At 68.1% G+C, this 22,050-nt stretch carries 23 protein-coding genes, 4 tRNA genes and 2 pseudogenes; 12 read left to right on the top strand and 17 right to left on the bottom strand.

The annotated features are described in order from the left end of the window. Positions 1 to 18 precede the first annotated feature (18 nt). Both BLW81_RS22975 and BLW81_RS22980 read left to right on the top strand, forming a co-directional pair. A complete protein-coding gene (locus tag BLW81_RS22975; RefSeq protein ID WP_235632067.1) occupies positions 19 to 1,737 on the top strand; it encodes a CocE/NonD family hydrolase in 1,719 nt (572 codons plus the stop codon). A gap of 62 nt (positions 1,738 to 1,799) precedes the next feature. Then, the gene (locus BLW81_RS22980; protein ID WP_083409182.1) at positions 1,800 to 3,011 is read left to right on the top strand and encodes an acyl-CoA dehydrogenase family protein; all 1,212 of its coding nucleotides are present in this window, start codon (positions 1,800 to 1,802) and stop codon (positions 3,009 to 3,011) included. A 53-nt stretch (positions 3,012 to 3,064) separates the two neighbouring features. Here the strand turns inward: BLW81_RS22980 and pdxT are convergent, their stop codons facing one another. The 12 genes and pseudogenes from pdxT to BLW81_RS23040 all read right to left on the bottom strand — a co-directional run bounded on the left by pdxT (position 3,065) and on the right by BLW81_RS23040 (position 13,920). Beyond that, entirely contained in the window at positions 3,065 to 3,655 is a 591-nt protein-coding gene (pdxT, locus tag BLW81_RS22985) for a pyridoxal 5'-phosphate synthase glutaminase subunit PdxT (RefSeq protein ID WP_083409183.1), read from the bottom strand. Beyond that, entirely contained in the window at positions 3,652 to 4,491 is an 840-nt protein-coding gene (tesB, locus tag BLW81_RS22990) for an acyl-CoA thioesterase II (RefSeq protein WP_083409184.1), read from the bottom strand. Before tesB ends, pdxT begins: the two co-directional genes overlap by 4 nt. A gap of 11 nt (positions 4,492 to 4,502) precedes the next feature. Continuing rightward, entirely contained in the window at positions 4,503 to 5,408 is a 906-nt protein-coding gene (gene pdxS / locus BLW81_RS22995) for a pyridoxal 5'-phosphate synthase lyase subunit PdxS (RefSeq protein WP_083409185.1), read from the bottom strand. Positions 5,409 to 5,509: 101 nt separating this feature from the next. Beyond that, positions 5,510 to 6,540 (bottom strand): annotated as a pseudogene (locus BLW81_RS23000) (NUDIX hydrolase). After that, positions 6,537 to 7,703: a glycosyltransferase family 4 protein gene (locus BLW81_RS23005; RefSeq protein WP_083409186.1), complete on the bottom strand. Its 1,167-nt coding sequence runs from the start codon at positions 7,701 to 7,703 to the stop codon at positions 6,537 to 6,539. The pseudogene BLW81_RS23000 and the gene BLW81_RS23005 overlap by 4 nt, the downstream one beginning before the upstream one ends. Beyond that, positions 7,700 to 8,638, bottom strand: coding sequence for a phosphatidylinositol mannoside acyltransferase (locus BLW81_RS23010; protein WP_083409187.1), 939 nt, complete (start codon positions 8,636 to 8,638; stop codon positions 7,700 to 7,702). Before BLW81_RS23010 ends, BLW81_RS23005 begins: the two co-directional genes overlap by 4 nt. After that, entirely contained in the window at positions 8,635 to 9,312 is a 678-nt protein-coding gene (gene pgsA / locus BLW81_RS23015) for a phosphatidylinositol phosphate synthase (RefSeq protein ID WP_083409188.1), read from the bottom strand. Before pgsA ends, BLW81_RS23010 begins: the two co-directional genes overlap by 4 nt. Continuing rightward, complete coding sequence (locus tag BLW81_RS23020; RefSeq protein ID WP_083409189.1) at positions 9,309 to 9,881, bottom strand: ATP adenylyltransferase; 573 nt, start codon at positions 9,879 to 9,881, stop codon at positions 9,309 to 9,311. Before BLW81_RS23020 ends, pgsA begins: the two co-directional genes overlap by 4 nt. Next, positions 9,878 to 11,932 (bottom strand): threonine--tRNA ligase, encoded by a 2,055-nt coding sequence (gene thrS, locus BLW81_RS23025; protein WP_083409190.1) that lies wholly within the window; start codon positions 11,930 to 11,932, stop codon positions 9,878 to 9,880. Before thrS ends, BLW81_RS23020 begins: the two co-directional genes overlap by 4 nt. A 63-nt stretch (positions 11,933 to 11,995) precedes the next feature. Beyond that, positions 11,996 to 12,415 carry a TIGR02611 family protein gene (locus BLW81_RS23030; protein ID WP_083409191.1) on the bottom strand — a complete coding sequence of 140 codons (420 nt, stop codon included), beginning with the start codon at positions 12,413 to 12,415 and terminating at the stop codon, positions 11,996 to 11,998. Then, on the bottom strand, positions 12,412 to 13,035 hold the full coding sequence (locus BLW81_RS23035) for a PaaI family thioesterase (protein WP_083409192.1): 624 nt from the start codon (positions 13,033 to 13,035) through the stop codon (positions 12,412 to 12,414). The genes BLW81_RS23030 and BLW81_RS23035 overlap by 4 nt, the downstream gene beginning before the upstream one ends. 21 nt (positions 13,036 to 13,056) lie before the next feature. Further along, the gene (locus BLW81_RS23040; RefSeq protein WP_157897803.1) at positions 13,057 to 13,920 is read right to left on the bottom strand and encodes an aldo/keto reductase; all 864 of its coding nucleotides are present in this window, start codon (positions 13,918 to 13,920) and stop codon (positions 13,057 to 13,059) included. A 36-nt stretch (positions 13,921 to 13,956) separates the two neighbouring features. Here BLW81_RS23040 and BLW81_RS23045 point away from each other — a divergent pair, with 36 nt between their 5' ends. Together BLW81_RS23045 and BLW81_RS23050 are read left to right on the top strand one after the other, a co-directional pair. Further along, positions 13,957 to 14,454: a DUF1990 domain-containing protein gene (locus tag BLW81_RS23045; RefSeq protein ID WP_083409194.1), complete on the top strand. Its 498-nt coding sequence runs from the start codon at positions 13,957 to 13,959 to the stop codon at positions 14,452 to 14,454. Positions 14,455 to 14,549: 95 nt separating this feature from the next. Next, on the top strand, positions 14,550 to 15,257 hold the full coding sequence (locus BLW81_RS23050) for a GAF and ANTAR domain-containing protein (protein WP_083409195.1): 708 nt from the start codon (positions 14,550 to 14,552) through the stop codon (positions 15,255 to 15,257). A 10-nt stretch (positions 15,258 to 15,267) separates the two neighbouring features. Here BLW81_RS23050 and BLW81_RS23055 read toward each other — a convergent pair whose 3' ends face one another. Together BLW81_RS23055 and BLW81_RS23060 are read right to left on the bottom strand one after the other, a co-directional pair. Beyond that, positions 15,268 to 16,143: a L,D-transpeptidase gene (locus tag BLW81_RS23055; RefSeq protein ID WP_083409196.1), complete on the bottom strand. Its 876-nt coding sequence runs from the start codon at positions 16,141 to 16,143 to the stop codon at positions 15,268 to 15,270. Positions 16,144 to 16,372: 229 nt separating this feature from the next. Further along, positions 16,373 to 16,837, bottom strand: coding sequence for a hypothetical protein (locus BLW81_RS23060; RefSeq protein ID WP_235632069.1), 465 nt, complete (start codon positions 16,835 to 16,837; stop codon positions 16,373 to 16,375). Between the two features lie 37 nt (positions 16,838 to 16,874). Here BLW81_RS23060 and BLW81_RS29495 point away from each other — a divergent pair, with 37 nt between their 5' ends. Genes BLW81_RS29495 through BLW81_RS23070 form a run of 3 tightly spaced genes read left to right on the top strand, consistent with a single transcriptional unit; the run spans position 16,875 to position 18,018 of the window. Further along, the gene (locus BLW81_RS29495) at positions 16,875 to 17,240 is read left to right on the top strand and encodes a hypothetical protein (protein WP_157897804.1); all 366 of its coding nucleotides are present in this window, start codon (positions 16,875 to 16,877) and stop codon (positions 17,238 to 17,240) included. A gap of 47 nt (positions 17,241 to 17,287) precedes the next feature. Beyond that, entirely contained in the window at positions 17,288 to 17,689 is a 402-nt protein-coding gene (locus BLW81_RS23065) for a phage holin family protein (protein ID WP_173839667.1), read from the top strand. After that, a complete protein-coding gene (locus BLW81_RS23070) occupies positions 17,686 to 18,018 on the top strand; it encodes a DUF3618 domain-containing protein (protein WP_083409199.1) in 333 nt (110 codons plus the stop codon). The genes BLW81_RS23065 and BLW81_RS23070 overlap by 4 nt, the downstream gene beginning before the upstream one ends. A 13-nt stretch (positions 18,019 to 18,031) precedes the next feature. On the opposite strand, the pseudogene BLW81_RS23075 reads toward BLW81_RS23070, so the two are convergent. Together BLW81_RS23075 and BLW81_RS23080 are read right to left on the bottom strand one after the other, a co-directional pair. Then, positions 18,032 to 19,313 (bottom strand): annotated as a pseudogene (locus BLW81_RS23075) (HNH endonuclease). Positions 19,314 to 19,458: 145 nt separating this feature from the next. Further along, positions 19,459 to 19,530: transfer RNA gene (locus tag BLW81_RS23080), tRNA-Val, on the bottom strand. A gap of 115 nt (positions 19,531 to 19,645) precedes the next feature. Between BLW81_RS23080 and BLW81_RS23085 the strand changes: the two genes are divergently transcribed. From BLW81_RS23085 to BLW81_RS23105, 5 genes are all read left to right on the top strand, one after another. After that, positions 19,646 to 20,128, top strand: coding sequence for a DUF6636 domain-containing protein (locus tag BLW81_RS23085; protein WP_235632070.1), 483 nt, complete (start codon positions 19,646 to 19,648; stop codon positions 20,126 to 20,128). Positions 20,129 to 20,234: 106 nt separating this feature from the next. Next, positions 20,235 to 20,307, top strand: a tRNA-Gly gene (locus tag BLW81_RS23090). A 27-nt stretch (positions 20,308 to 20,334) separates the two neighbouring features. Continuing rightward, positions 20,335 to 20,408 (top strand) — tRNA-Cys (locus BLW81_RS23095). Positions 20,409 to 20,420: 12 nt separating this feature from the next. Next, positions 20,421 to 20,495 (top strand) — tRNA-Val (locus BLW81_RS23100). 111 nt (positions 20,496 to 20,606) lie between these two features. Then, positions 20,607 to 20,930 (top strand): hypothetical protein, encoded by a 324-nt coding sequence (locus BLW81_RS23105; RefSeq protein WP_157897805.1) that lies wholly within the window; start codon positions 20,607 to 20,609, stop codon positions 20,928 to 20,930. Positions 20,931 to 21,301: 371 nt separating this feature from the next. Here the strand turns inward: BLW81_RS23105 and BLW81_RS23110 are convergent, their stop codons facing one another. Then, on the bottom strand, positions 21,302 to 21,805 hold the full coding sequence (locus tag BLW81_RS23110) for a hypothetical protein (protein WP_083409201.1): 504 nt from the start codon (positions 21,803 to 21,805) through the stop codon (positions 21,302 to 21,304). Between the last annotated feature and the right edge of the window lie 245 nt (positions 21,806 to 22,050).

Here is a 22,050-nt window from a genome sequence, read left to right on the forward strand (position 1 = left end):
CAACGTAGCGTGAAATTCGTGACCGGCTTTCGCAAGCAGTTGAACGGCCCGCAGACCACCGGGCGCGAGTACCGCAATCTCAGCTCCGCCCAACACCGGATTCGTCACGACGACAACGTGGCGATCACCGTGCGTGACGGCACCACGCTGCTGGCCGACGTGCACCGCCCCGCCGCCGACGGACGCTTCCCAGCGCTGATCGCCGCGTCGCCGTATCCGCGCCAGATACAAAACCTCGGTGCACCCATGGGCTTCATCGAGGCCGGCGACACCGAATTTTGGGTGTCCCGGGGCTACACGCACGTCATCGCCAACCTGCGCGGCACCGGCGGCTCCGGCGGAACTTTCGGCTTCATGGACGAGCAGGAAAGGCGGGACTGCCACGACCTCGTCGAGTGGGCCGCCGCTCAGCCATGGTGCGACGGCAACGTCGGCATGATCGGCATCAGCTACTTCGCTATCGCCCAACTGGAGGCCGCGGTGCAGAAACCGCCGCACCTGCGAGCCATCTTCCCGATTGCCGCGACGACCGACCTGTACGAGGCGGCCAGCCACCACGGGTTGGTCAGCTCCTCGTTCGTCACGCCATTCCTGTCGATGGTCGGGCTGACCGCCGACCGCGGCGAGGGATTCTGGCGCAGCCTTCCACTCAGAATCGCCCGCGAAGTGCTGCACCTGCCGCCGCTGCACCGCAAGTTCGGCACGATGAACGGCGAGGCGGCCGTGACGATGCTGCGCCAAATGCTCAAGCTCCCGCACAATCCGCACCCCTGGGACGAGTTCTGGCTGGACGTGAACGTCAAGCACCCGACGCGCGACGACTGGTGGGACGCCCGCGATCTCACCCCGCTGCTCAAGAACATCCACATCCCCGTCTACCTGGGCTGCGACTGGGAGAACGTTCCGCTGCACCTGCCGTCGACCTTCATCGCGTGGAAGGCCTTGACTCACAACCCGAACGTGCGCATGGGCATGCTCGACAAGTTCGGGCTGACTTGGCCTTGGGAGAGCCTGCACACCGAGGCGCTGGCCTGGTTCGACCACTGGCTCAAGGGTTTCGACACCGGCATCCTCGACGGTGATCCCGTGCGCTACGCAATGCCCGGCGCCGGGCAGTGGCGCACCAGCCCGTCCTGGCCGCCGCGGGCCGTCGTGCGCGAACTCGCACTGCGCGCGGACGGCGTGCTCGACGCGCAGGAAGGCAAGGAAGGCGCCCGCAAGTACATGGTGCTCGGCGCCGGGCTCGGCCGGGTCAAGAGCAGCGCCATCGACCCGCCCGACCGCCTGGACTGGACAAGTGCACCGCTGTCCGAGGCGCTCGACGTCGTCGGCGAAATCGAGCTTCGGCTCGTCGCGTCGGCCACCGCCGCCGACACTGCATGGATCGCGGTCCTCCAGGACGTCGCGCCCGACGGCCAAGTGACCGATGTGACGGCCGGGTGGCTCCGCGCGAGCCTCCGCGAGGTCGATGAGGAAACCAGCACCCCCGGGGCCCCCGTGCTGCCCTGCCGGACGCCGGTTGCGGTGCCGATCGGCCGCGACGTCGAGTACCGGATTCCCCTGGTGCCCAACGCTCGCCGGTTCGCCGCGGGACACCGCATCCGGCTGACGCTCGCAAGCGACGACCAGGACCCGTCGAGGCCGGCGATCATGAACTTCCGCCACGCCAGCGTCGGCACCAGCAGCCTGAACACCGTGCGGTCGTCATCCCGGTTGCTGCTACCGATCCAGCCCTGACCGGCCTGTTACCTCGGACACAGCTCTGGCCGAGCTAACTTACTCTGAAGTAAGATCTGGTCATGTCCTTCTCGCTTGAGCTGTCGCCGGATCTGGCCCACATCCAGAACTGGGTGCACGAGTTTGCCGCCGACGTGGTCCGGCCCGCCGCCGCCGAATGGGATGAGCGCGAGGAGACGCCGTGGCCGATCATCCAGGAGGCCGCCAAGGTCGGCATCTACTCGATGGAGTTCTTCGCCGAGCAGGCCGGTGAGCCGTCCGGGCTGGGCATGCTCGTCGCGTTCGAGGAGATGTTCTGGGGCGACGCCGGCATCGCGCTGTCGATCCTGGGCACCGGCCTGGCGGCGGCGTCACTGGCCGCCAACGGGACGCCCGAGCAGATCGGTGAATGGTTGCCGCAGATGTTCGGCACCGTCGACGACCCGAAGGTGGCGTCGTTCTGCTCGTCCGAGCCCGGAGCGGGCTCCGACGTCGGCGCCATCCTCACCCGCGCGCGCTACGACGAGGCCACCGACGAGTGGGTGCTCAACGGCACCAAGACCTGGGCGACCAACGGCGGGATCGCCGAGGTGCATGTCGTCGTCGCGTCGGTGTACCCCGAACTCGGCACCCGCGGGCAGGCCACGTTCATCATCCCGCCGGACACGCCGGGATTCCGACAGGGCCAGAAGTTCCTCAAGCACGGCATCCGCGCGTCGCACACCGCCGAGGTGGTGCTCGAGGACGTGCGCATCCCGGGCCGGCTGATCGTCGGCGGCCGCGACAAGTTCGAGGAGCGGATCGCGCGGGTGCGTGAGGGCAAGAGCGCCAAGAGCCAGGCCGCGCTGGCCACGTTCGAGCGCACCCGCCCGACGGTCGGCGCGATGGCGGTCGGCGTCGCCCGCGCGGCCTACGAGTACGCCCTCGACTACGCCCTGCAGCGCGAGCAGTTCGGCAAGAAGATCGGCGAGTTCCAGGCCATCGCGTTCAAACTGGCCGACATGAAGGCCCGCATCGACGCCGCCCGGCTGCTGGTGTGGCGGGCCGGCTGGATGGCCCGCAACGGCAAGGCCTTCGACAACGCCGAGGGGTCGATGGCCAAGCTGGTCGCCAGCGAGACCGCGGTGTACGTGACCGACGAGGCGATCCAGATCCTCGGCGGCAACGGCTATACCCGCGACTATCCCGTCGAGCGGATGCACCGCGACGCGAAGATCTTCACGATCTTCGAGGGCACCAGCGAGATCCAGCGGCTGGTGATCGGCCGAGCGGTCACCGGTTTGCCGATCCGCTGACGCTGCGATTTGTGAGTGAAAACGATCGCTGAGCGAACGGAATCACTCACAAATCACTCGGTGAGTAGGTCGACGAACAGTTTGTGGATGCGACGGTCGCCGGTCATCTCCGGGTGAAACGCCGTCGCGACCGTCTTGCCCTGCCGCACCGCGACGATGTGACCGCCGGCCTCCGCCAGCACCTGCACCTGCGGGCCGACCCGTTCCACCCAGGGCGCGCGGATGAACACCGCGTGCACCGGCCCGTCGACACCCTCGAATGCGATGTCGTCTTCGAACGAATCGACCTGACGGCCAAAAGCGTTGCGTCGCACCGTCATATCGATACCCTTCAGCGGCGTGGCGTCGCGGCCGGCGACCCCGGCGTCGAGGATCTCCGACGCCAGCAGAATCATTCCCGCGCACGACCCGTACGCCGGCATCCCGTCGGCCAGCCGCGACCGCAGCGGCTCGAGCAGGTCGAGTTCACGCAACAGGTGGCTCATCGCGGTGGATTCGCCGCCGGGGATCACCAGCGCGTCGACCGCCTCGAGCTCGCTCAGCCGCCGGACGGTCGACGCCTCGGCGCCGGCCTCGCGCAGCGCGGCCAGGTGCTCGCGGGTGTCGCCCTGCAGCGCCAGCACGCCGACGTGTGAGGTGCTCACGGTGTGTAGTCGCGGCGGTAGCGGGTCAGCCCCTCCTGCATGACCGCCGCCACCATCTCGCCGTACTGGTTGAACAACTTGCCCTGCGTCAGGGCGCGGCCGCCGCACGCCGACGGCGACGACTGGTCGTAGAGCATCCACTCGTCGGCGCGGAATGGGCGCATGAACCACATCGCGTGGTCGAGCGACGCGACCATGAGGTGGTTGCGCTCCTCGACGTGGTTGACCTGGGCCGAACCCAGCAGCGTGAGGTCGCTGAGGTAGGCCAGCGCGCAGATGTGCAGCACCGGGTCGTCGGGCAGCGGGTCGCGGTGCCGGAACCACACCTGCTGCTGCGACGCCTTGCCCGGCGTGTAGTTCATCTGGTCCCGCGGCACGATGCGGACGTCCCACTCGTCGAACTGGCGGAAGCTGGCGTCGTCGAAAACCTTGCTCGCCGACTTGAAGTCGGGGATGTTGTCCGGCGGCGGCGCGGTGGGCATGACGTCCTGGTGCTCGATGCCGCTCTGGTCGGTTTGAAACGACGCCGACATCGAGAAGATCGTCTCGCCGTGCTGGATCGCGCTGACCCGGCGGGTGCAGAAGGAGCCGCCGTCGCGGATCCGCTCGACGGTGTACACAGACGGTGCCCGCGCGTCACCACCCTTGAGGAAGTAGCCGTGCAGCGAGTGCACCTGGTACTTCGGGTCGACGGTGCGCACCGCGGAAACCAGCGACTGACCGGCGACGTGGCCGCCGAAAGTGCGCTGCAGGAACCCGGATTCCGGGCTGAACACGCCGCCGCGATAGATGTTGACCTCGATCTGCTCCAGGTCGAGGATCTGTTCGATCGCCATAAAACAGATGTCTACCAGCCGCGTTCTGCGAGCCGGTGCGGGACCGGGATGTCGTCGACGTTGATGCCGACCATCGCCTCGCCGAGCCCACGCGACACCTTCGCCAGCACGTCGGGATCGTCGTAGAAGGTGGTGGCCTTGACGATCGCGGCGGCCCGCTCGGCGGGGTTGCCGGACTTGAAGATGCCCGATCCGACGAACACGCCCTCGGCGCCGAGCTGCATCATCATCGCCGCGTCGGCCGGGGTCGCGATGCCGCCGGCGGTGAACAGCGTGACCGGCAGCTTGCCCGCCCGCGCCACCTCGACGACGAGGTCGTAGGGAGCCTGCAATTCCTTTGCGGCGACGTACAACTCGTCTTCGGACAGCGACGTCAGCCGGCGGATCTCGCCGCCGATCTTGCGCATGTGGGTGGTGGCGTTGGACACGTCGCCGGTGCCCGCCTCGCCCTTCGAGCGGATCATCGCTGCGCCTTCGGTGATGCGCCGCAACGCCTCGCCCAGGTTGGTCGCGCCGCACACGAACGGCACGGTGAACTTCCACTTGTCGATGTGGTTGGTGTAGTCGGCGGGGGTCAGCACCTCGGACTCGTCGACGTAGTCGACCCCGAGGCTCTGCAGGATCTGCGCCTCCACGAAGTGGCCGATGCGCGCCTTGGCCATCACCGGGATGGTGACCGCGTCGATGATGCCCTCGATCATGTCGGGGTCGCTCATCCGCGAGACACCGCCCTGGGCGCGGATGTCGGCGGGCACCCGCTCGAGCGCCATCACCGCGACGGCGCCGGCGCCCTCGGCGATGCGCGCCTGCTCGGGGGTGACGACGTCCATGATGACGCCGCCCTTGAGCATCTCGGCCATGCCGCGCTTGACCCGGGCGGTTCCGGTCTGGGATCCGTTAGTACCTGCGGTAGTCATCCCCCGGTCGCTTCGCTCCTGCCCACCGATATCCACGCTTATCTCCTCCGATATCTACCGATCCAGTCTACGGACGGCCGCAAATCCATTGATTCCGCGCTTCAGCGGATCGACTGCAACTGCTTCCGCAGTGCGTCGCCGCGCGCGTCGGCAAGTGCGTTGGCTTCTGCGAGCAGCTCACCGAGTTGCAGCGGATAGACGGTTTCGCCTCCGGCGACCAGCTCTCGGATCATTGTCTCATCACACCAGCGGTAGCCGTGAATCGTGCGCCGCTCCAGGGCGGTGTGACCGCCGATCGACGGCTCGAACCGCGCGGTGCGGTGCACGAAAAACAGCTCCTCGCTGCGGATCACTGCGCCGTCGAATTCGAACACCGCCTGCCGCCGCCACAGCGGGCCGACCAGCGCGGCCGCGTCGACCCGCAACCCGGTCTCCTCGCCGATCTCGCGCGCGGCGGCCTGCGCGAGCGTCTCCCCCGGCTCGACCGCACCGCCGACGGTGAACCACCAGCGCGGGGCGTCGGCCAGCCCCGGGTCCGAACCGCGGAACAGCAGCACGGCCCCGGACTCGTCGAGCAGCACCACCCGCGCCGACGTGCGCCAGCTCACCGCCGGCCCACCTCGGCGGCCGGATCCGGCCGTTCGACGATCTCGAAGTACGTTGGCAGCGCCGCCGTCCCGCCCAGCCGCAGCATCCGCACCAACGGTCGTTCGCGCAGCGCCAGCGTGTCGCGCACCGCGTCGTTGTGGAAGCGACGGGCCAGCACCACCCGCGCCTCGGAGTCGGCGAGTTCGGACACCAGCGCCAACGGCACCGACGCGGGATCGACCACCGCCAACGCCGCCGACAGCTCGTTCTCGGCGGCCTCGCGCCCGGACCGCGACGCGCCCTCGGCCGCGTCGGCAAGCGCGGCCAGTCGTCTGCCCTCCGGCGAACCGCCGTAGGCGTCCGCGGCGACCGCCCGCGCGACCACCGCCCGGCGGGCCAGCGCGCCGTCGAGCGCCTGCCACGAGAGGTCGTAGCGCACGTGCAGCCGGTCGAGCCGGTTGGCGGTCTCCAGCGCCCAGCCGGCGACCGCCAGGATGATCACCACCAGCACCGCCAGCGCGATCACCACGATCCAGGTGATCACCGGACCCCTCCGGTCGCCTTCCTGGCGCGGCCGCCGTCGCTGCCGGCCACCCTGACCTTGGTGCCGGCGCCGCTGACGGTCTCGTAGACCCGCATGATCTGGCGGGCGACCACCGACCAGTCGTAGCGCTGAACCGCCTCGCGGGCGGCGTCGACGTACCGCTGCCGCAGCGCGGCGTCGTCGAGCACCGCGATCAGCCCGTCGGCCAGCGCCGCATCGTCGTCGACGGGGAACAGCCGGCCGGCCACCCCGTCGTCGAGCACCCGCCGGAACGCGTCGAGGTCGCTGGCCACCACCGCGGTGCCTGCGGCCATCGCCTCGACGAGCACGATGCCGAAACTCTCGCCGCCGGTGTGTGGGGCGCAGTAGACGTCCGCGCTGCGCATCGCCGAGGCCTTCTGCGCGTCGTCGACCTGGCCCAGGAACCGCAGGTGGCGCGCGAGATCGCCGGCGCTCTCGCGCAGGTCGTCCTCGTCGCCGCGGCCGACGACGAGGATCTCGATGTCGGAAAACCGCTCGACGAGCCGAGGCAGCGCGCGCAGCAGCACGGCCATGCCCTTGCGCGGTTCGTCGTAGCGGCCCAAGAACAGCACCGACTTGCCCGCGCGTGGATATCCGTCGAGCAGCGGGGCCGACGCGAACGAGTCGACGTCCACGCCGTTGGGGATCTCGACGGCGTCGCTGCCGAGGGCCTCCATCTGCCAGCGCCGCGCCAGGTCCGACACCGCGATGCGGCCGACGATCTTCTCGTGCATCGGGCGCAGGATCGGCTCGAACACGGTGAGCGTCAACGACTTTGTGGTCGACGTGTGGAACGTCGCGACGATCGGGCCCTCGGCGATGTTGAGCGCCAGCATCGACAGGCTCGGCGCGTTGGGCTCGTGCAGATGCAGCACGTCGAAGTCACCGTCGGCCAGCCACCGCTTCACCAGCCGGTGCGTCGCGGGCCCGAACCGCAGGCGCGCGACCGACCCGTTGTACGGGATCGGCACCGCCTTGCCGCCGGAGACGACGTAGGACGGCAGGTCGGCGCCCGGCGACGACGGCGCCAGCACGCTGACGTGGTGGCCACGGTCGTGCATGACCTGCGCCAGCTGCAGCACGTGCGACTGCACGCCGCCGTGGACGTCGAACGAATACGGGCAGACCATGCCGATTCTCACGGGCTGGCCTCCAGCCGGGCCCGCCGCTCGGCGGGCAGGTCGGCGATCCACTGCGGTTGCATCATGTGCCAGTCGGCCGGATGCGCGGCGATGTTGCGGGCGAACCGGTCGGCCAGCGCCTGCGTGATCGCGGTGACGTCGCGCGACGAGGTGTCGATCTCGGGGTACACCCGCATGCCCCAGCCGCCGGGCTTGAACCAGCAGTGCACGGGGAACAGCGCCGCGCCGGTCTCGATCGCGAGCTTGGCCGACCCCGCGGGCATCCGGGTGGGCTCGCCGAAGAAGTCGACCTGGACGCCGTTGCGGCTCAGGTCCCGATCGGCCATCAGGCACACCGGGCGGTTGTCGCGCAGCCGCTCGGCGAGCACCTCGAACGGCGGGCGCTCACCGCCGGTCAGCGGGACGATCTCGAAGCCCAGCCCTTCGCGGTAGGCGACGAACCGGTTGTACAGCGACTCGGGCTTGAGCCGTTCGGCGACGGTGGTGAAGGTGCCGTAGTTCTGCGCCAGCCACACCCCGGCCATGTCCCAGTTCCCGCTGTGCGGCAACGCCAGCACCGCGCCGCGGCCGGCGTCGAGCGCTCCCCACAGCAGCTCGATGTCGTCGACGACCAGCTCGCGGCCGATCGCGGCATGGTCCATCGTCGGCAGCCGGAACGCCTCGCGCCAGTACCGGGCATACGACGCCAGCGACGCGCGCATCAACCCGTCGGGCACCCGCTCGGGCGGCACGCCGATGACGCGGGCCAGGTTCTTGCGCAGCTGGGCGGGCCCGCCACCGCGCGCGGCGTAGTGGACTCCGGCGTCAAAAGCGTTGCGGGCGAAGAACTCCGGCACCGCACGGACGACCCGCCACCCGGCGGCGTACCCCCAGTCCGCCAGCCGGCCACCCACCGGGTTGGCACTGGCCGTCGGTCCCGAGGGGGTGGTCGTCACGGCTCCGTCGCCTCCGGTGTGTCCCCGCCTGCGGTGGCGGCGTCGGGTTTGACCAGCTTGTCCATCGCACCCGGCGAGGTGCGCACGCTGTGCACCCGCTGGCCCAGCGTCACCAGGCTGGTCACCGCGAGCACCCACATGCCGATGTGCAGCAGCCACTCCACCCCGAACAGACCGGACAGCCCCGCCGCGACGAGCACGATGATCAGCCGTTCGGGCCGCTCGATCAGGCCGCCCTCCGCCGACAGTCCGCTGGCCTCGGCGCGGGCCTTGATGTAGGAGATGACCTGCGAGGTGACCAGGCAGATCGCGGTCGCGACCACCAGCGACGTGCTCTGCAACCCGAAGGCGGCCCACCACAGCAGCCCGCAGAAGATCGCGCCGTCGCTGATCCGGTCACAGGTGGCGTCGAGCACGGCGCCGAACCGGGTGCCGCCGCCGCGCTGGCGGGCCATCGCCCCGTCGAGCATGTCGGCGAGCACGAAGATCCACACCGCGAACGATCCCCACCACAGCTGGCCGATGGGATACAGCGTGAGCGCGCTGAGCACCGAACCCGCGGTCCCCAGGATCGTGATGCTGTCGGGGGTGAAACCGGCGCGCAGCGCGCCCTTGGCGATCGGCGTGCTGATCTTCTCGTAGGCCGCCCGAGTCATCAGATAGAAGTTGCTCACTGCTGGTTGGCCCATTCCGTCGCCAGTAGTTCGCGGGTCTCCCGCAGCAGTTGCGGCACCACTTTCGAGCCGCCGATGATCGTGATGAAGTTCGCGTCGCCGCTCCACCGCGGCACGACGTGCATGTGCAGGTGCTCGGCCAACGACCCGCCCGCCGACTTGCCGAGGTTGAGCCCGACATTGAACCCGTGCGGCCGCGACACCGACTTGATCACCCGAATCATCTTCTGGGTGAACGCGATCAGCTCGTAGCTCTCGTCGGGAGTGAGGTCTTCGAGTTCGGATACCCGCCGGTAGGGCACCACCATCGAGTGGCCCGGGTTGTACGGGTAGAGGTTGAGCACGACGTAGACCGACTCGCCGCGCGCGACGACCAGACCGTCCTCGTCGGACATCGTCGGGATGTCGGTGAACGGCTCCTTGGACCCGGCCGAGCCGCCCTTCATCGGCGCCTCGGCGATATAGGTCATCCGGTGCGGGGTCCACAACCGCTGCAGGTGGTCGGGGTCACCGACACCGCGGTCGATGATGGTCTGCTCGTCGCGCGGACTCTGCTCCTCGGCGCTCACTTCGATGTGTCCACCTCGAACAGTTCGGCGGTCGGGGTCGCGTTCTGCCGGTCCGCGATCCAGTCGACGATGGCCGCGACCGCGGCGTCGCGGGGCACGCCGTTGATCTGCGTGCGGTCCCCGAAGCGGAAGCTGACGGCGCCGGCCTCGACGTCGCGGTCCCCCGCGACCAACATGAACGGCACCTTCTGGTTGGTGTGGTTGACGATCTTCTTGGCCATCCGGTCGTCGCTGGCGTCGACCTCGGCGCGGACCCCCTGCATCTTCAGTTGCGCCGCAAGGCCGTTGAGGTACGGCACGTGATCGTCGGATACCGGGATCCCGACCACCTGCACCGGGGCCAGCCACGCCGGGAACGCGCCCGCGTAGTGCTCGGTGAGGATGCCGAAGAACCGCTCGATCGACCCGAACAGCGCGCGGTGGATCATCACCGGCCGCTGCCGCGAACCGTCGGCGGCGGTGTACTCCAGCTCGAAGCGCTCGGGGAAGTTGAAGTCGAGCTGGATCGTCGACATCTGCCAGCTGCGGCCCAGCGCGTCTTTGACCTGAACCGAGATCTTCGGGCCGTAGAACGCCGCGCCGCCCGGGTCGGGCACCAGATCCAGCCCGGAAGCGGCGCCCACCTCGGCCAGCACGCTGGTGGCCTCGTCCCACAGCTCGTCGGAGCCGACGAACTTCTTCGGGTCCTTGGTCGAGAGCTCGAGATAGAAGTCGGTCAGCCCGTAGTCGGCGAGCAGGTCGAGGATGAAGCGCAGCAGCGAGGTCAGCTCGTCGCGCATCTGCTCGCGGGTGCAGTAGATGTGCGAGTCGTCCATCGTCAGCCCGCGGACCCGGGTCAGCCCGTGCACGACGCCGGACAGCTCGTAGCGGTACACCGTGCCGAACTCGAAGAGCCGCAACGGAAGTTCGCGGTACGACCGTCCGCGCGAGCGGAAGATCAGGCAGTGCATCGGGCAGTTCATCGGCTTGAGGTAGTAGTCCTGGCCGGGTTTGCGCACGCTGCCGTCGGGGTTGAGCTCGGCGTCGAGGTGCATCGGCGGGAACATGCCGTCGCTGTACCAGTCGAGGTGCCCGGAGATCTTGAACAGCTCGGCCTTGGTGATGTGCGGGCTGTTGACGAACTGGTAGCCGGCCTCGATGTGCTTGCGCCGCGAGTAGTCCTCCAGCTCGCGGCGGATGATGCCACCCTTGGGATGGAAAACCGCCAGACCCGAACCGATTTCGTCGGGGAAGCTAAACAGGTCGAGCTCGGCGCCGAGCTTGCGGTGGTCGCGGCGCTGGGCCTCCTCGATGAACTCGAGGTGCTTGTCGAGCGCCTCCTGCGACTCCCACGCGGTGCCGTAGACACGCTGCATGCTCGCGTTGTCCTGGTTGCCGCGCCAGTAGGCGGCCGAACTGCGGGTCAGCTTGAACGCAGGGATGTACTTCGTCGTGGGAATGTGCGGCCCGCGGCACAGGTCGCCCCACTCCCGTTCGCGGGTACGGGGATTGAGGTTGTCGTAGGCGGTCAGCTCGTCACCGCCGACCTCCATCACGTCGGGGTCGCCGGACTTGTCGTCGACGAGCTCGAGCTTGTAGGGCTCGTTGGCCAGTTCCTCGCGGGCCTGGTCCTTGGACTCGTAGACCCGCCGCGAGAACAGCTGGCCCTCTTTGACGATCTGGCGCATGCGCTTCTCGAGCGCCTCGAGATCCTCAGGCGTGAAGGCGCGTTCGACGTCGAAGTCGTAGTAGAAGCCGTCGGTGATCGGCGGCCCGATGCCGAGCTTGGCCTCCGGGAACAGGTCCTGCACGGCCTGCGCGAGCACGTGGGCGGTGGAGTGCCGGATGACGCTGCGGCCGTCGTCGCTGTCGGCGGGCACGGGCGTCACCTCGACGTCGGCGTCGGGCACCCACGACAGGTCGCGCAGCCGGCCCTCGGCGTCGCGCACGACGACGATCGCGTCGGGGGCGCCCCGGCTCGGCAGCCCCGCCTCGCGCACCGCCTCCCCCGCGGTGGTCCCGGCAGCGACCCGGATCGGGGCTGCTGGGGTGGGGTTTGCGGCGGCGCTCATCGGTGACTCTCCCATTTCACTGTCAACGGACTCAAGACGCGACCATGCTATCGGTGCCGGTGGTCAGGACCCGAAGCCAATAGGGCTCTTCAACAACTCGTGCTCGATGCCGACGAGCTTGCCGAAGAAGCCGAGCGCGCCGAGCAGCCACAGCGAGCCCAGCACGACGGCCGCGGTGAAGACCGCCCCGAGCACCTGCACCCACAGGCCCTGCTCCTTGAACCAGGCCATCGCCTTGTCGTAGCGCTCGCGGACCCAGCCCAGCAGGCGTCGGGCCCAGTCGAACTCGGTGGCCAGGATGCCCAGCCCGACGAACACGATGGCCCAGCCGGGGCCGGGGTACGGGATCGCGAGGATGCCGGCGGCCAGCACGACCAGCCCGATGACGCCGACCGCGATGCGGTAGCCGAACTCGAGCCGGGGCCGTTCACGCAGCTTGTCGCGCCAGCGGGCCCAGCGCCGTTTGACGTCGGTGAGGCTCACGGCTGCCCCGGCTTGAGCTTGACGAACAACGCGTGGGCTTCGGCGACCGTCGTCTCACCGTCGAACACCCGCCCGGAGACGAAGATCTTTCGGCCCTCGATGCCGTCGACACCGGCGTCGACGCGGTACTCGGTCTCGATGCGCGCGATGCTGCGGTAGTCGACGTGCAGGAACGCGGTGCGCTGCGCGCCGCTGCCGCTGAGCTTGAAGGCGGTGTAGCCGAGCAGCGCGTCGAACAGCTGCGCCACCGACCCGCCGTGCGCGGCGCCGTTGCGTCCGAGGTGGAAGCGGCGGAACTGGGCGGTGCCGGCGACCCGCAGATCATCGGTGATGTGCACGTCGAGCGGGATCGCCAGCAGGTTGCCGCGGCCGGGCAGATCCATCCGCCGGCCCGACGGCGACGACCACTCGTCGGCGTAGTACGGCGCCAGCAGTTGGGACACCTTGTCGACGAGGTCGGCCGCCTCCGAGATCACGTCGTCGGGCGCGTCGGCGGCGCGGGCGTGGTCCTGCAGTGTGCGGATCGCGTCGATGAACCGGCCGTAGTCCGGCCCACCCTGCTTCGTCGGTTCGGGCGGGTTGAACCCGCCGCCGGGATGCGCCGCCTCACGTGTGCCCACCCGACCACCGTATTGCCTAACTCACTGGTCGGCGGATCCGGCTTTGCTCAGCGTCTCGAATTCGTCGTCGGACAGCTCGATGCCGGCGGCGGCGACGTTCTCCTCGAGGTGGGCGACCTTCGACGTGCCCGGGATCGGCAGCATGACCGGCGAGCGTTTGAGCAGCCAGGCCAGCGCCAACTGGGACGCCGACGCGTCGTGGTCGGCGGCGATGCGCTGCAACGGCCCGTCCGGCGCGGCCAGCGGCCCGGCCGCCAGCGGGAACCACGGGATGAACCCGATGCCCTGGGCCTCACAGGCTTCCAGCAGCGGTTCAGCGGTGCGGACGGTGACGTTGTACATGTTCTGCACCGACACGATCGGCGCGACCTTCTGCGCGGCCTCGAGCTGTTCGACGTTGATCTCCGACAGGCCGATGTGGCGGATCTTGCCTTCCTGCTGCAGCTTGAGCAGTTCGCCGATCTGGTCCTCGGCGGGGAACTTCGCGTCGATGCGGTGCAGCTGGAACAGGTCGATGGTGTCGACGCCGAGCCGGCGCAGGCTCATCTCGCACTCCTGGCGCAGGTATTCGGGGAACCCGAGGGGCGTCCACTCGTCGGGTCCGGTGCGTAGCAGCCCGGCCTTGGTCGCCACGACGACGCCGTCGTACGGGTGCAGCGCCTCGCGGATCAGCTCCTCGGACACGAACGGCCCGTAGGAGTCGGCGGTGTCGATGAAGTTGACCCCGAGGTCGACGGCGCGGCGCAGCACGCGCAAGCACTCGTCGCGGTCCCGCGGCGGGCCCCAGACACCTTTACCGGTCAGCCGCATCGCGCCGTAGCCGAGGCGGTTGACGGTCAGGTCGCCGAGTGTGAAGGAGCCGGAGGCGTCTGCGGGGGTGGTCATGGTGTGACCGTACGCCGGTGATGCCATGGTTTCGGAGTGAGACTGAGCGACCTCGCCGCGCTGCCGCTGACCTACCGAGAGGTGGGCGGCACCGCAGGCACGCTGCCGAGCGGCTACCACCATGTGCACAAGACCGCGGTGATCGGGCGCGGTCGCGCCCGTTTCGAGGAAGCCGCGACGGCGGGCATGCGGTGGGGCATGCTGCGCGGGGCGGGCATCCGGGTCGAGCCGACGGCGGCGGTCGCCTCCGTCGGCGCCGAGGTGATCGTGCATCTGGGGCCGATCGCGGCGCCGTGCCGGGTGGTCTACGTGGTCGACGAGCCCGACCGCCGGGGGTTCGCGTACGGCACGCTGCCCGGGCACGCCGAATCCGGCGAGGAGCTGTTCCTGGTGACCTACGACGCGGCGACCGAGGAGGTGTCGGCGGTGGTGACGGCGTTCTCCCGCCACGCCACCTGGTGGAGCCGGCTGGGCGCGCCGGTGACGTCGTTCGTGCAGCGGGTCGTCACCGACCGCTACCTGCGAGCGCTGTGAGACGACGCGCATACGTGTAGGTACGGTGTGCGATCCGCTGCTCGACAGGCAGGTTCAGCGCGTAATCTTGGGCGACTGAGCGAAGGATTTTCTGGATGGTTATTGCCAAGGAACCCGACGAGCGCGAGGCTGCACATCTGCGTATCGCGGAGTTGGTGCGCGGGCTGTACAGCCGCACCGACGCAGACACCGTCATCGCGGAGTTGGCCGAGCATGCGGCCGTCGAGATTCCCGGCGCGCAGTACGCCGGCATCACGGTGACCCGTAAGTCGAAAACCGTCGAGACACCGGCGGCCACGCACCTGTACCCGATGCTGCTGGACAAGATCCAGCAACGCCATCAGGAGGGTCCGTGCCTGACCGCGGCGTGGGAGGAAAAAGTCGTCTACGTCGCCGACCTCGAGTCCGATGACCGGTTCCCGCGGTACCGCGAAGATGCCTTGGCCGAGACGCCGATCCGCTCGATCATGGCGTTTCAGTTGTTCATGGAGAACGAGTCGATGGGTGCACTCAACGTCTACTCCGAACAGCCGCACGCTTTCACCGACGAGTCGCGGATCATCGGTCAGGTGTTCGCGGCGCACTCCTCGGTGGCGTGGAACGCCGCCCGCCGCGACGAACAGTTCAAGCGGGCGTTGGCCAGCCGCGACATCATCGGCCAGGCCAAGGGCATGATCATGGAACGCTACGGTGTCGATGCGGTGCAGGCATTCGACCTGCTGCGCAAGCTGTCTCAGGACTCCAACGTGCCGCTGATCAAGATTGCGTCCGACGTGATCGAGAAGACGCGCACACCGGGTTAGACCTGGCTTCTCACCGCGAGATCACCCGCGGCACCTCCGGATTGACGGGTTCCTCCCGTGGCCGCGGGATCTCGACACTGTTCTCCTGCACAATCACCGGGTCGCCGACTTTGACTGTGTTGAAATACCATTCGGCGTCCTCGGGACTCAACGAGATGCAGCCGTGGCTGACGTTCTCGTGCCCGAGCGCGTTGACGGCCCAGGGCGCCGAGTGCACGAAGATGCCGCGATTGGTGATCCGGACGGCCCACTCCACGTCCATCAGGTAGCCGTCGTCGGCGCTGACCGGGATGCCGACGCTGCTCGAATCCATCAGCACGTCACGCTCTTTGGCCAGCACGCTGTAGGTGCCCACCGGTGTCGGGTATTCCGGTCTGCCCATCGACGCCGGGAACACACCGGGCTTGCCGAAGTGTGGGCGGTGGTGCGGTGCGGGCAGGATCGGGGGCGGGCCGGCGTCGACGCCGTCGATGGTGACGGTGAACGTGTGATCGGTGATGTTGGCCACCCCGACCACCGCGGGACCCGTCGCGATATTGGTCTTCACACCACCCACCGACAGCGCAATTGTGCTGTGCGCGGGCCAGAATCGATCCGGCACCCACTGCACGGTCTGATTATCGAGCCACTCGTAGCGGCCGCTCATCGCGGGCAGCGATGTGATGTCGAGGGACCGCTCCGCCAGTCCCCGATCCGGGACGGGGACCCCAAACGTCACGATGATCGGGTGCGCGACACCGACAACCTCGCCTTGAGCCGGAGCGATGGATGCGATGCCGGTGCGCAGCGACGAGACGGCCGCCGCCGCGCTCTCCTCAGCCGGCCCGGCCACCACGCTGGTGGCAATGACCACCGCGGCAAGTACACACCGAACAACCCCACGCAATCTGTTTGACTCCCTTGAAATTACAACGATGTCAATAATGTTATGGGAGCGGCGGCCGTTTGAACCCCCGCGGGCGCATGCAATTCGATTAAGTCTGCGTCACGGTTCGGCCACGGCGGCCGGGTGGTGCTTGTAGACGAAAATTGTTGTCGATAAACGGATTTGGCCCGACGACGAGTGATCTCGTCGCCGGGCCAACCCGGATGGAATTATCCTCAGCGCACCGCCGCTACACGTTCGGGCCGGGCGGAATCGGCTGACCGGGCAACGGGTCTCCCGGCGCGGGTGCGCCGACCGGGTCACCCTTTCCTGCAGCCGCACCGCCCATCGTCGTCAGCGGGGCGCCGACCGCCACGGGCGCTCCGGCCGCGGGCACGACCGGCACGACGGGAACCGGCGGAACGAGCGGCGGCACGACCGGCGGCGGGGCGACCGGCGGGACCACGGGCGGCGGTGCGACCGGCGGCGGCACCACGGGCGGCACCAGCGGCGGCGGCACGACCGGCGGAACCAGCGGCGGCGGCACGACAGGCGGCGCTACTGGCGGCGGGCCGGGGAAGGCCATCGGCACGCCACCGGCCATGTCAGTGAGCGGCGCGCACACCGCGCCCGGCGGGGCGCCGGCGGGTGCCTCCCCCGACGATGTCTGGACACACTCGTAGCCGCCCGCCAATGCGGCCGGGCTCAACGCCATGGTTACCGCACACAGCCCAGCCCCAACGGCTGCTGCGATGTTGACTCGTTTCAAGGCCGTCATCGGCGTCGATCCCTTCGTTCACGCTGTAGAACATTCCGTCAGGCGGGGCGAGCAACTGCCCGCCCGCCTCGAGGTCGCGTTTATACGACCGCGTAAATATCAGCAGCCCGTCGTCGACGACGCACCATGGCGCACCGCTCCGTATCCAAAAGGTGACCGGTTCGGCATGGTAGAGCGTCTTTCCGATGCGGTTCGGCGACTGAAGGGCATTGCTCAATATCGGCGACGCGACGGCCGCGAGCGATGGTGGTTGCCGAACCGTTGCCGAGGAGTGTTCGCGCCGTCATCGAACGCGGGCGTGAATTTCGGCCGCGGTGACGTTTCATGCGCCCTGACCTAGGGCATCACTGTCGCGACAGATCAGGACAAGTCAGAGGTTGGTATGTGATGGCGGTGCAATCGAAACCTGCCGCAGACGCGTCGATCGGCGAGTTGATGAGTCAGTTGTCGACGCAGACGTCGCGGTTGGTCCGCGACGAGATGCGGTTGGCGCAGAAGGAATTTCAGGAATCGGCCAAGCACGCGGGCATTGGCGCCGGGTTGTTCAGCGTCGCGGGCCTGTTTGCGTTCTTCGGCGCGGCGACGATGATCGCGGCGGCTGTGGCGGCCTTGGCGTTGGTGCTCGACGTGTGGGCGGCGGCGCTGATCGTGGCGGCGGTGCTGTTCGTCGTCGCCGGGATCGCGGCGCTGGTGGGCCGCAAGCAGGCCCAAGAGGTCACCCCCGCCGCGCCGAGGACGGTCGAGACCGTCAAGGCCGACATCCAGGAGTTGAAGGACACTCGCTCATGACCGCACCGAATCCCCGTCCCGAGCCTGGCCCGGAGGCCGGCAAGGACGACATCGAGGCCGACATCGAGCAGACCCGCGCCGAGCTCGGCGAGACCGTCGAGGCGCTGCAGGCGAAGCTGGACGTCAAGGAGCGCGCCAAGGAGAAGGTCGACGAGACCAAGGAAGCCGCCAAGGACAAGGCCGCCGAGACCAAAGAGCGCGTCGTGCAGAAGGCCGAGGCGGTCCGCCATACGGCGACCGACAACCCGAAGCAGACGGTCCCGGTGGCAGCGATCGCACTGGCCGCGGCGCTCGGTGTGGGATTCCTGATCTGGCGGCGACGCCGCTGAATCTCGCCGTCGATCACGCAGCGTCGAAGGTGATCAGGTCGATGCTGAGCCGGCCTTCGAGGCGGCTGACGGTGCGTAGCTGTGGTCCCGGTAGTGGTGGGGCGGTGGATCGGTAGGTCGCTCGCGTGGGTGTGGTGAATTCGGCGTGGTGCACACCGTCACGTTCGCTGGTGATGACTGACCAGCCCGGGGCCTCTTTGGCGTAGTTGCACGCCGCGCATGCGCCGAGGCCGTTGCCGGCGCTGGTCGGCCCGCCGCGGCGTCGCGGGACGGCGTGGTCGCGGTGCCGAATCTCGGCGTCGCAGTAGGGCGTTCGACAGGTCTGGTCGCGCAGGTCGATGAACGCCGCCAATCCCTTGGGGAAGGCTCGGGCCTGCGACTGCATGGCCACCAGCTGACCGCTGCGCGGATGGCGGTACAGCCGGCGCAGCATCGCTTTGGCCGCGGCGTCGCGCACCGCCTCACCGGTCAGCCCCCGTGCGATCGCACTGCAGCGGGCCGTATCCCTGCAGCCACGCGGGCGCGTCGTCGTCGCCCATCAGCGTGGTGTCGGCCATGACCAGGTTCAGCGTCACATCCACCGGCTGCTCGGCAGGCCGGCCGGTGACCCGCTCGACCAGGGTGTCGGCCATGACCTGCCCGCGCGAGCGGCCGTCAAAGGTGGTGTCAGCGGCCCGTTTCAAGCTCGCATAGACAGCGACGACGCCCTGACCAACGGGCAGCAAAGCGGTCACATACGTCATCGAGTCGGGCGCCGGGCGGACGGTGACCCGCCGATCCTTAGCCGCTTTGGCGCTGCGGTCCACCACCGCGGCGACGTCGAGCTCGCAGGCGATCTTTTTGGCCTCGGCCGCGATCCGCTTGTCACCCCACCCGTCGAGACGCGCGACGTCGCGGCACATCTGGGCGTCCAACCGGCGGCGGTGCTCGACACTCAAACACGCCGACTCGCGCACGATCAACGTCGCCCGCCACTCTGAAAGCGCCCCGCACTCCAGCGCGGCCAGCGTGTGCGGCATCTCCTCGACCAGGGCCGTCGCGAACCCCAGATGGCGCCCGCCCGTGGCGGGGGCCTCGTGGCGCGCCAACGCCACCTCGCTGGACAACCCGCGGCCCCGCCTGCTCGCGGGCACCCCGGCCGCCTTCTCGGCGGCGTGGCGCTTGGCCCGCCACAAGGCGGTCGCCCTCGCCTGGGCCGCCGCGGCTTTCGACTTCAGCCGCTCCAGGTCCTCGACCTGCTCTTGCAGCTGAGCCTCACTCGCCTGCGGATCCACCTCGAACACATGTTCGATCACGCTTTCGAAGCTACACCCTGCTACCGACAAGTGCCCCGTCGAAACAGCGCAGCGCTTCGGCGTAGTCGGAACCTCAGGGAGCAGGTCAGTGAGATGAGTCGGAAAGAGAAGGACTGTGTCGGCGAGCCGAAGTCAGATAATGAGGTGGTCCCGGCTGGGTTCGAACCAGCGACCTTCCGCGTGTGAGGCGGACGCTCTCCCACTGAGCTACGAGACCGGGGAGTCGGCCGAATGGCCGAACGACGTCGAAGACTAGCACGCTGGACCGCGTCGACCCGAATCCGCCGGTTCACATCTGGTGCCCGGCAGCGGGCACGGGACTAAGGTCACCGATGATGGCTTCCTGGGGTGGGCGCGGGGCGACTCTGGTGGTGTGCGCTGCCGGTGCTCTAACCCTTCCGGCGTGCGGTTCGCAACCGAGCACTGCGGCGCCGTCCACCTCCCCCGTCCCGACGGCGACGGAGCGGTCCGTCGACGGGCCCACCGGGTTCATCGCGCCGTCGGGCAACATCGCCTGCCGCCTGGACGCCACGTACGCGCGCTGCGACATCATGGACCGCGACTGGTCTTCCCCGCCCAAGCCCGCCGATTGCGAATGGGACTACGGGCAGGGGCTGTTGCTCGTCACGGCCGGGCCGGCGGAGTTCATTTGCGCGGGCGACACCGCGTTCGGCGTCGAGGACGTACTGCCCTACGGCGAGGCGGTTCGCGTGGGCCCGATGCGGTGCGAGAGCGCCGAGGCCGGGGTCACGTGTCGCAACGCCGATACCGGCCGCGGGTTCGTGCTGTCGCGCCAGTCTTACCAGTTGATTTGAGCGTTGAACGCCCCGCGACGCACCGGCAAACGTCGGGATTTGTGCAGCGCTACGTCGGTGGACTATCGTCGTGCTTCGCGACGGGCGGCGAAGTCGTTCGTGGCGCGCGGATGTAGCGCAGTTGGTAGCGCATCACCTTGCCAAGGTGAGGGTCGCGGGTTCGAATCCCGTCATCCGCTCGAGGGTGCAGTGGCATCAACCCCAGCGGTGGAGTGGCCGAGTGGTGAGGCAACGGCCTGCAAAGCCGTGCACACGGGTTCGATTCCCGTCTCCACCTCCAAGTTGGACCCCGGCGCGATTAGCTCAGCGGGAGAGCGCTTCCCTGACACGGAAGAGGTCACTGGTTCAATCCCAGTATCGCGCACCACGTTCGACGCAGGGTCAGAACACGTTTCTCGGGCCACAATTGAACCGCATGAACTGTATGTGAACTGGTCACGCAGGGCGCTAGCAACCCAACATGAGAGGTAGCTGGCCCATGACCAAAACCGATTTGAAATCGAGAAACCCGAACGTCCCATTGCCGCCGGGTGCGCACACCCTTAGCACGTGGGCCGACTGGGACCACCACTATCGAATTGTTTGGACAGAAGACCGGTCAGTCGACGGGCACGAGGCGACGGTCCGCGGTGCCGCAATCCAGATGCCCGACGGACATATCGACGACGGCACGCTTGAGGAAGCACCGGGTGTCCATTTTGAGTTCGCGTCCGCGGTCGACATGACGACTGAGCAGGCCCGCGAGTTCGCCGCCCTGATCGTCGAGACGGCCGATTTGCTCGACGGGTGGGCCGCGCGATGACGATTCCAATCCCGGCCGGCGCTGTCGAACTTCCGATTGGGCCGACGTTGGAAGCCCCGACGAATTCCGCAGCTTTGAGGGTCCGAAGTGGACGCTCCCCGATATCCAGTGGAACAGCGGCGATCACGACCCAACGGGGCTGATTTCTGGCACACAGCTGCGCGACGGCACCGTCGAAGGCCGCTGCATCCGGGTCGACGGGTTGCATTGGGACGACATGCTTAACAGTGACGACGCGCGCAGGCTCGGACAGGCGTTGATCGAGGCTGCCGACAACCTGTCTCGGCTCGGCGAGGGGGTGCTCTGCGGTGACCACCGCCGAGAAGCGCACCAACATGGCGCGCGCCCGACGGACCAGTGGAACGCGGCCTTCAGGTGTGCATCGTGGAGACGGTGGTGATGACGCATAGAACTAACATGACGATTGCAGTTAGTTGAAATATCCCGGCACCGATCAGCCACCTCATTTTCCTTGCTGTACCTACACGTAAAGAAGTCAATACGGTGAGATTGCAGACCGACGTCAGATTGCGCGCATCAATCTCGTCGTCGCCCCAGTGAGGTTTCCCAAGGAAGCTTTGCAGCGTTGCTGCGTTCGTGTACTTCTGCTTCAGCGGCAGCGCGGCAGCAAGGGCGCAGGCGGCCGACATCAGCAACGCCATCACCGCCAGAATCAGGTAAAGCTTCGCGTAGCCCCTAAGTGTGAAGTCTTTTCCCAGGAAGACGGCGAAGACCGCGAGCACCAACGTGACCAGACCCGTCGCGCCAGTTAGCGCCGAGTTGGCGCGTGCCGTTACGGATGCCCGGAGATCGTTCTCAGCCTTTAATTGCGCCTCGATGAAAGCTGAGTAGGTCTTGCCCTGGTCTTCGTTCATTTGCAGTCGTTGCCGATTAGGCCAGAACAGCCGCCATCACTTGTCTTTGTAAGCGTCGGGATCTCCGCTGCGGAACTCACTGTCGAACTCCAGCCAGGAGTGATCGGGCGGATCTCTAGGACTGTCGGATCCTGAAGGCTGCATCTGATCGTCCGACTCGTCGTTGGTTGGGGAGGTCAGCTCCTCTTCCCCTTTTTGCCGAAACGGCTACCGAAGCCCAACCCACTCGTGCTGGGTGGATCCTT

Origin of the sequence: Mycolicibacterium rutilum (assembly GCF_900108565.1) — a bacterium.
Taxonomy (GTDB): Bacteria; Actinomycetota; Actinomycetes; order Mycobacteriales; family Mycobacteriaceae; genus Mycobacterium; species Mycobacterium rutilum.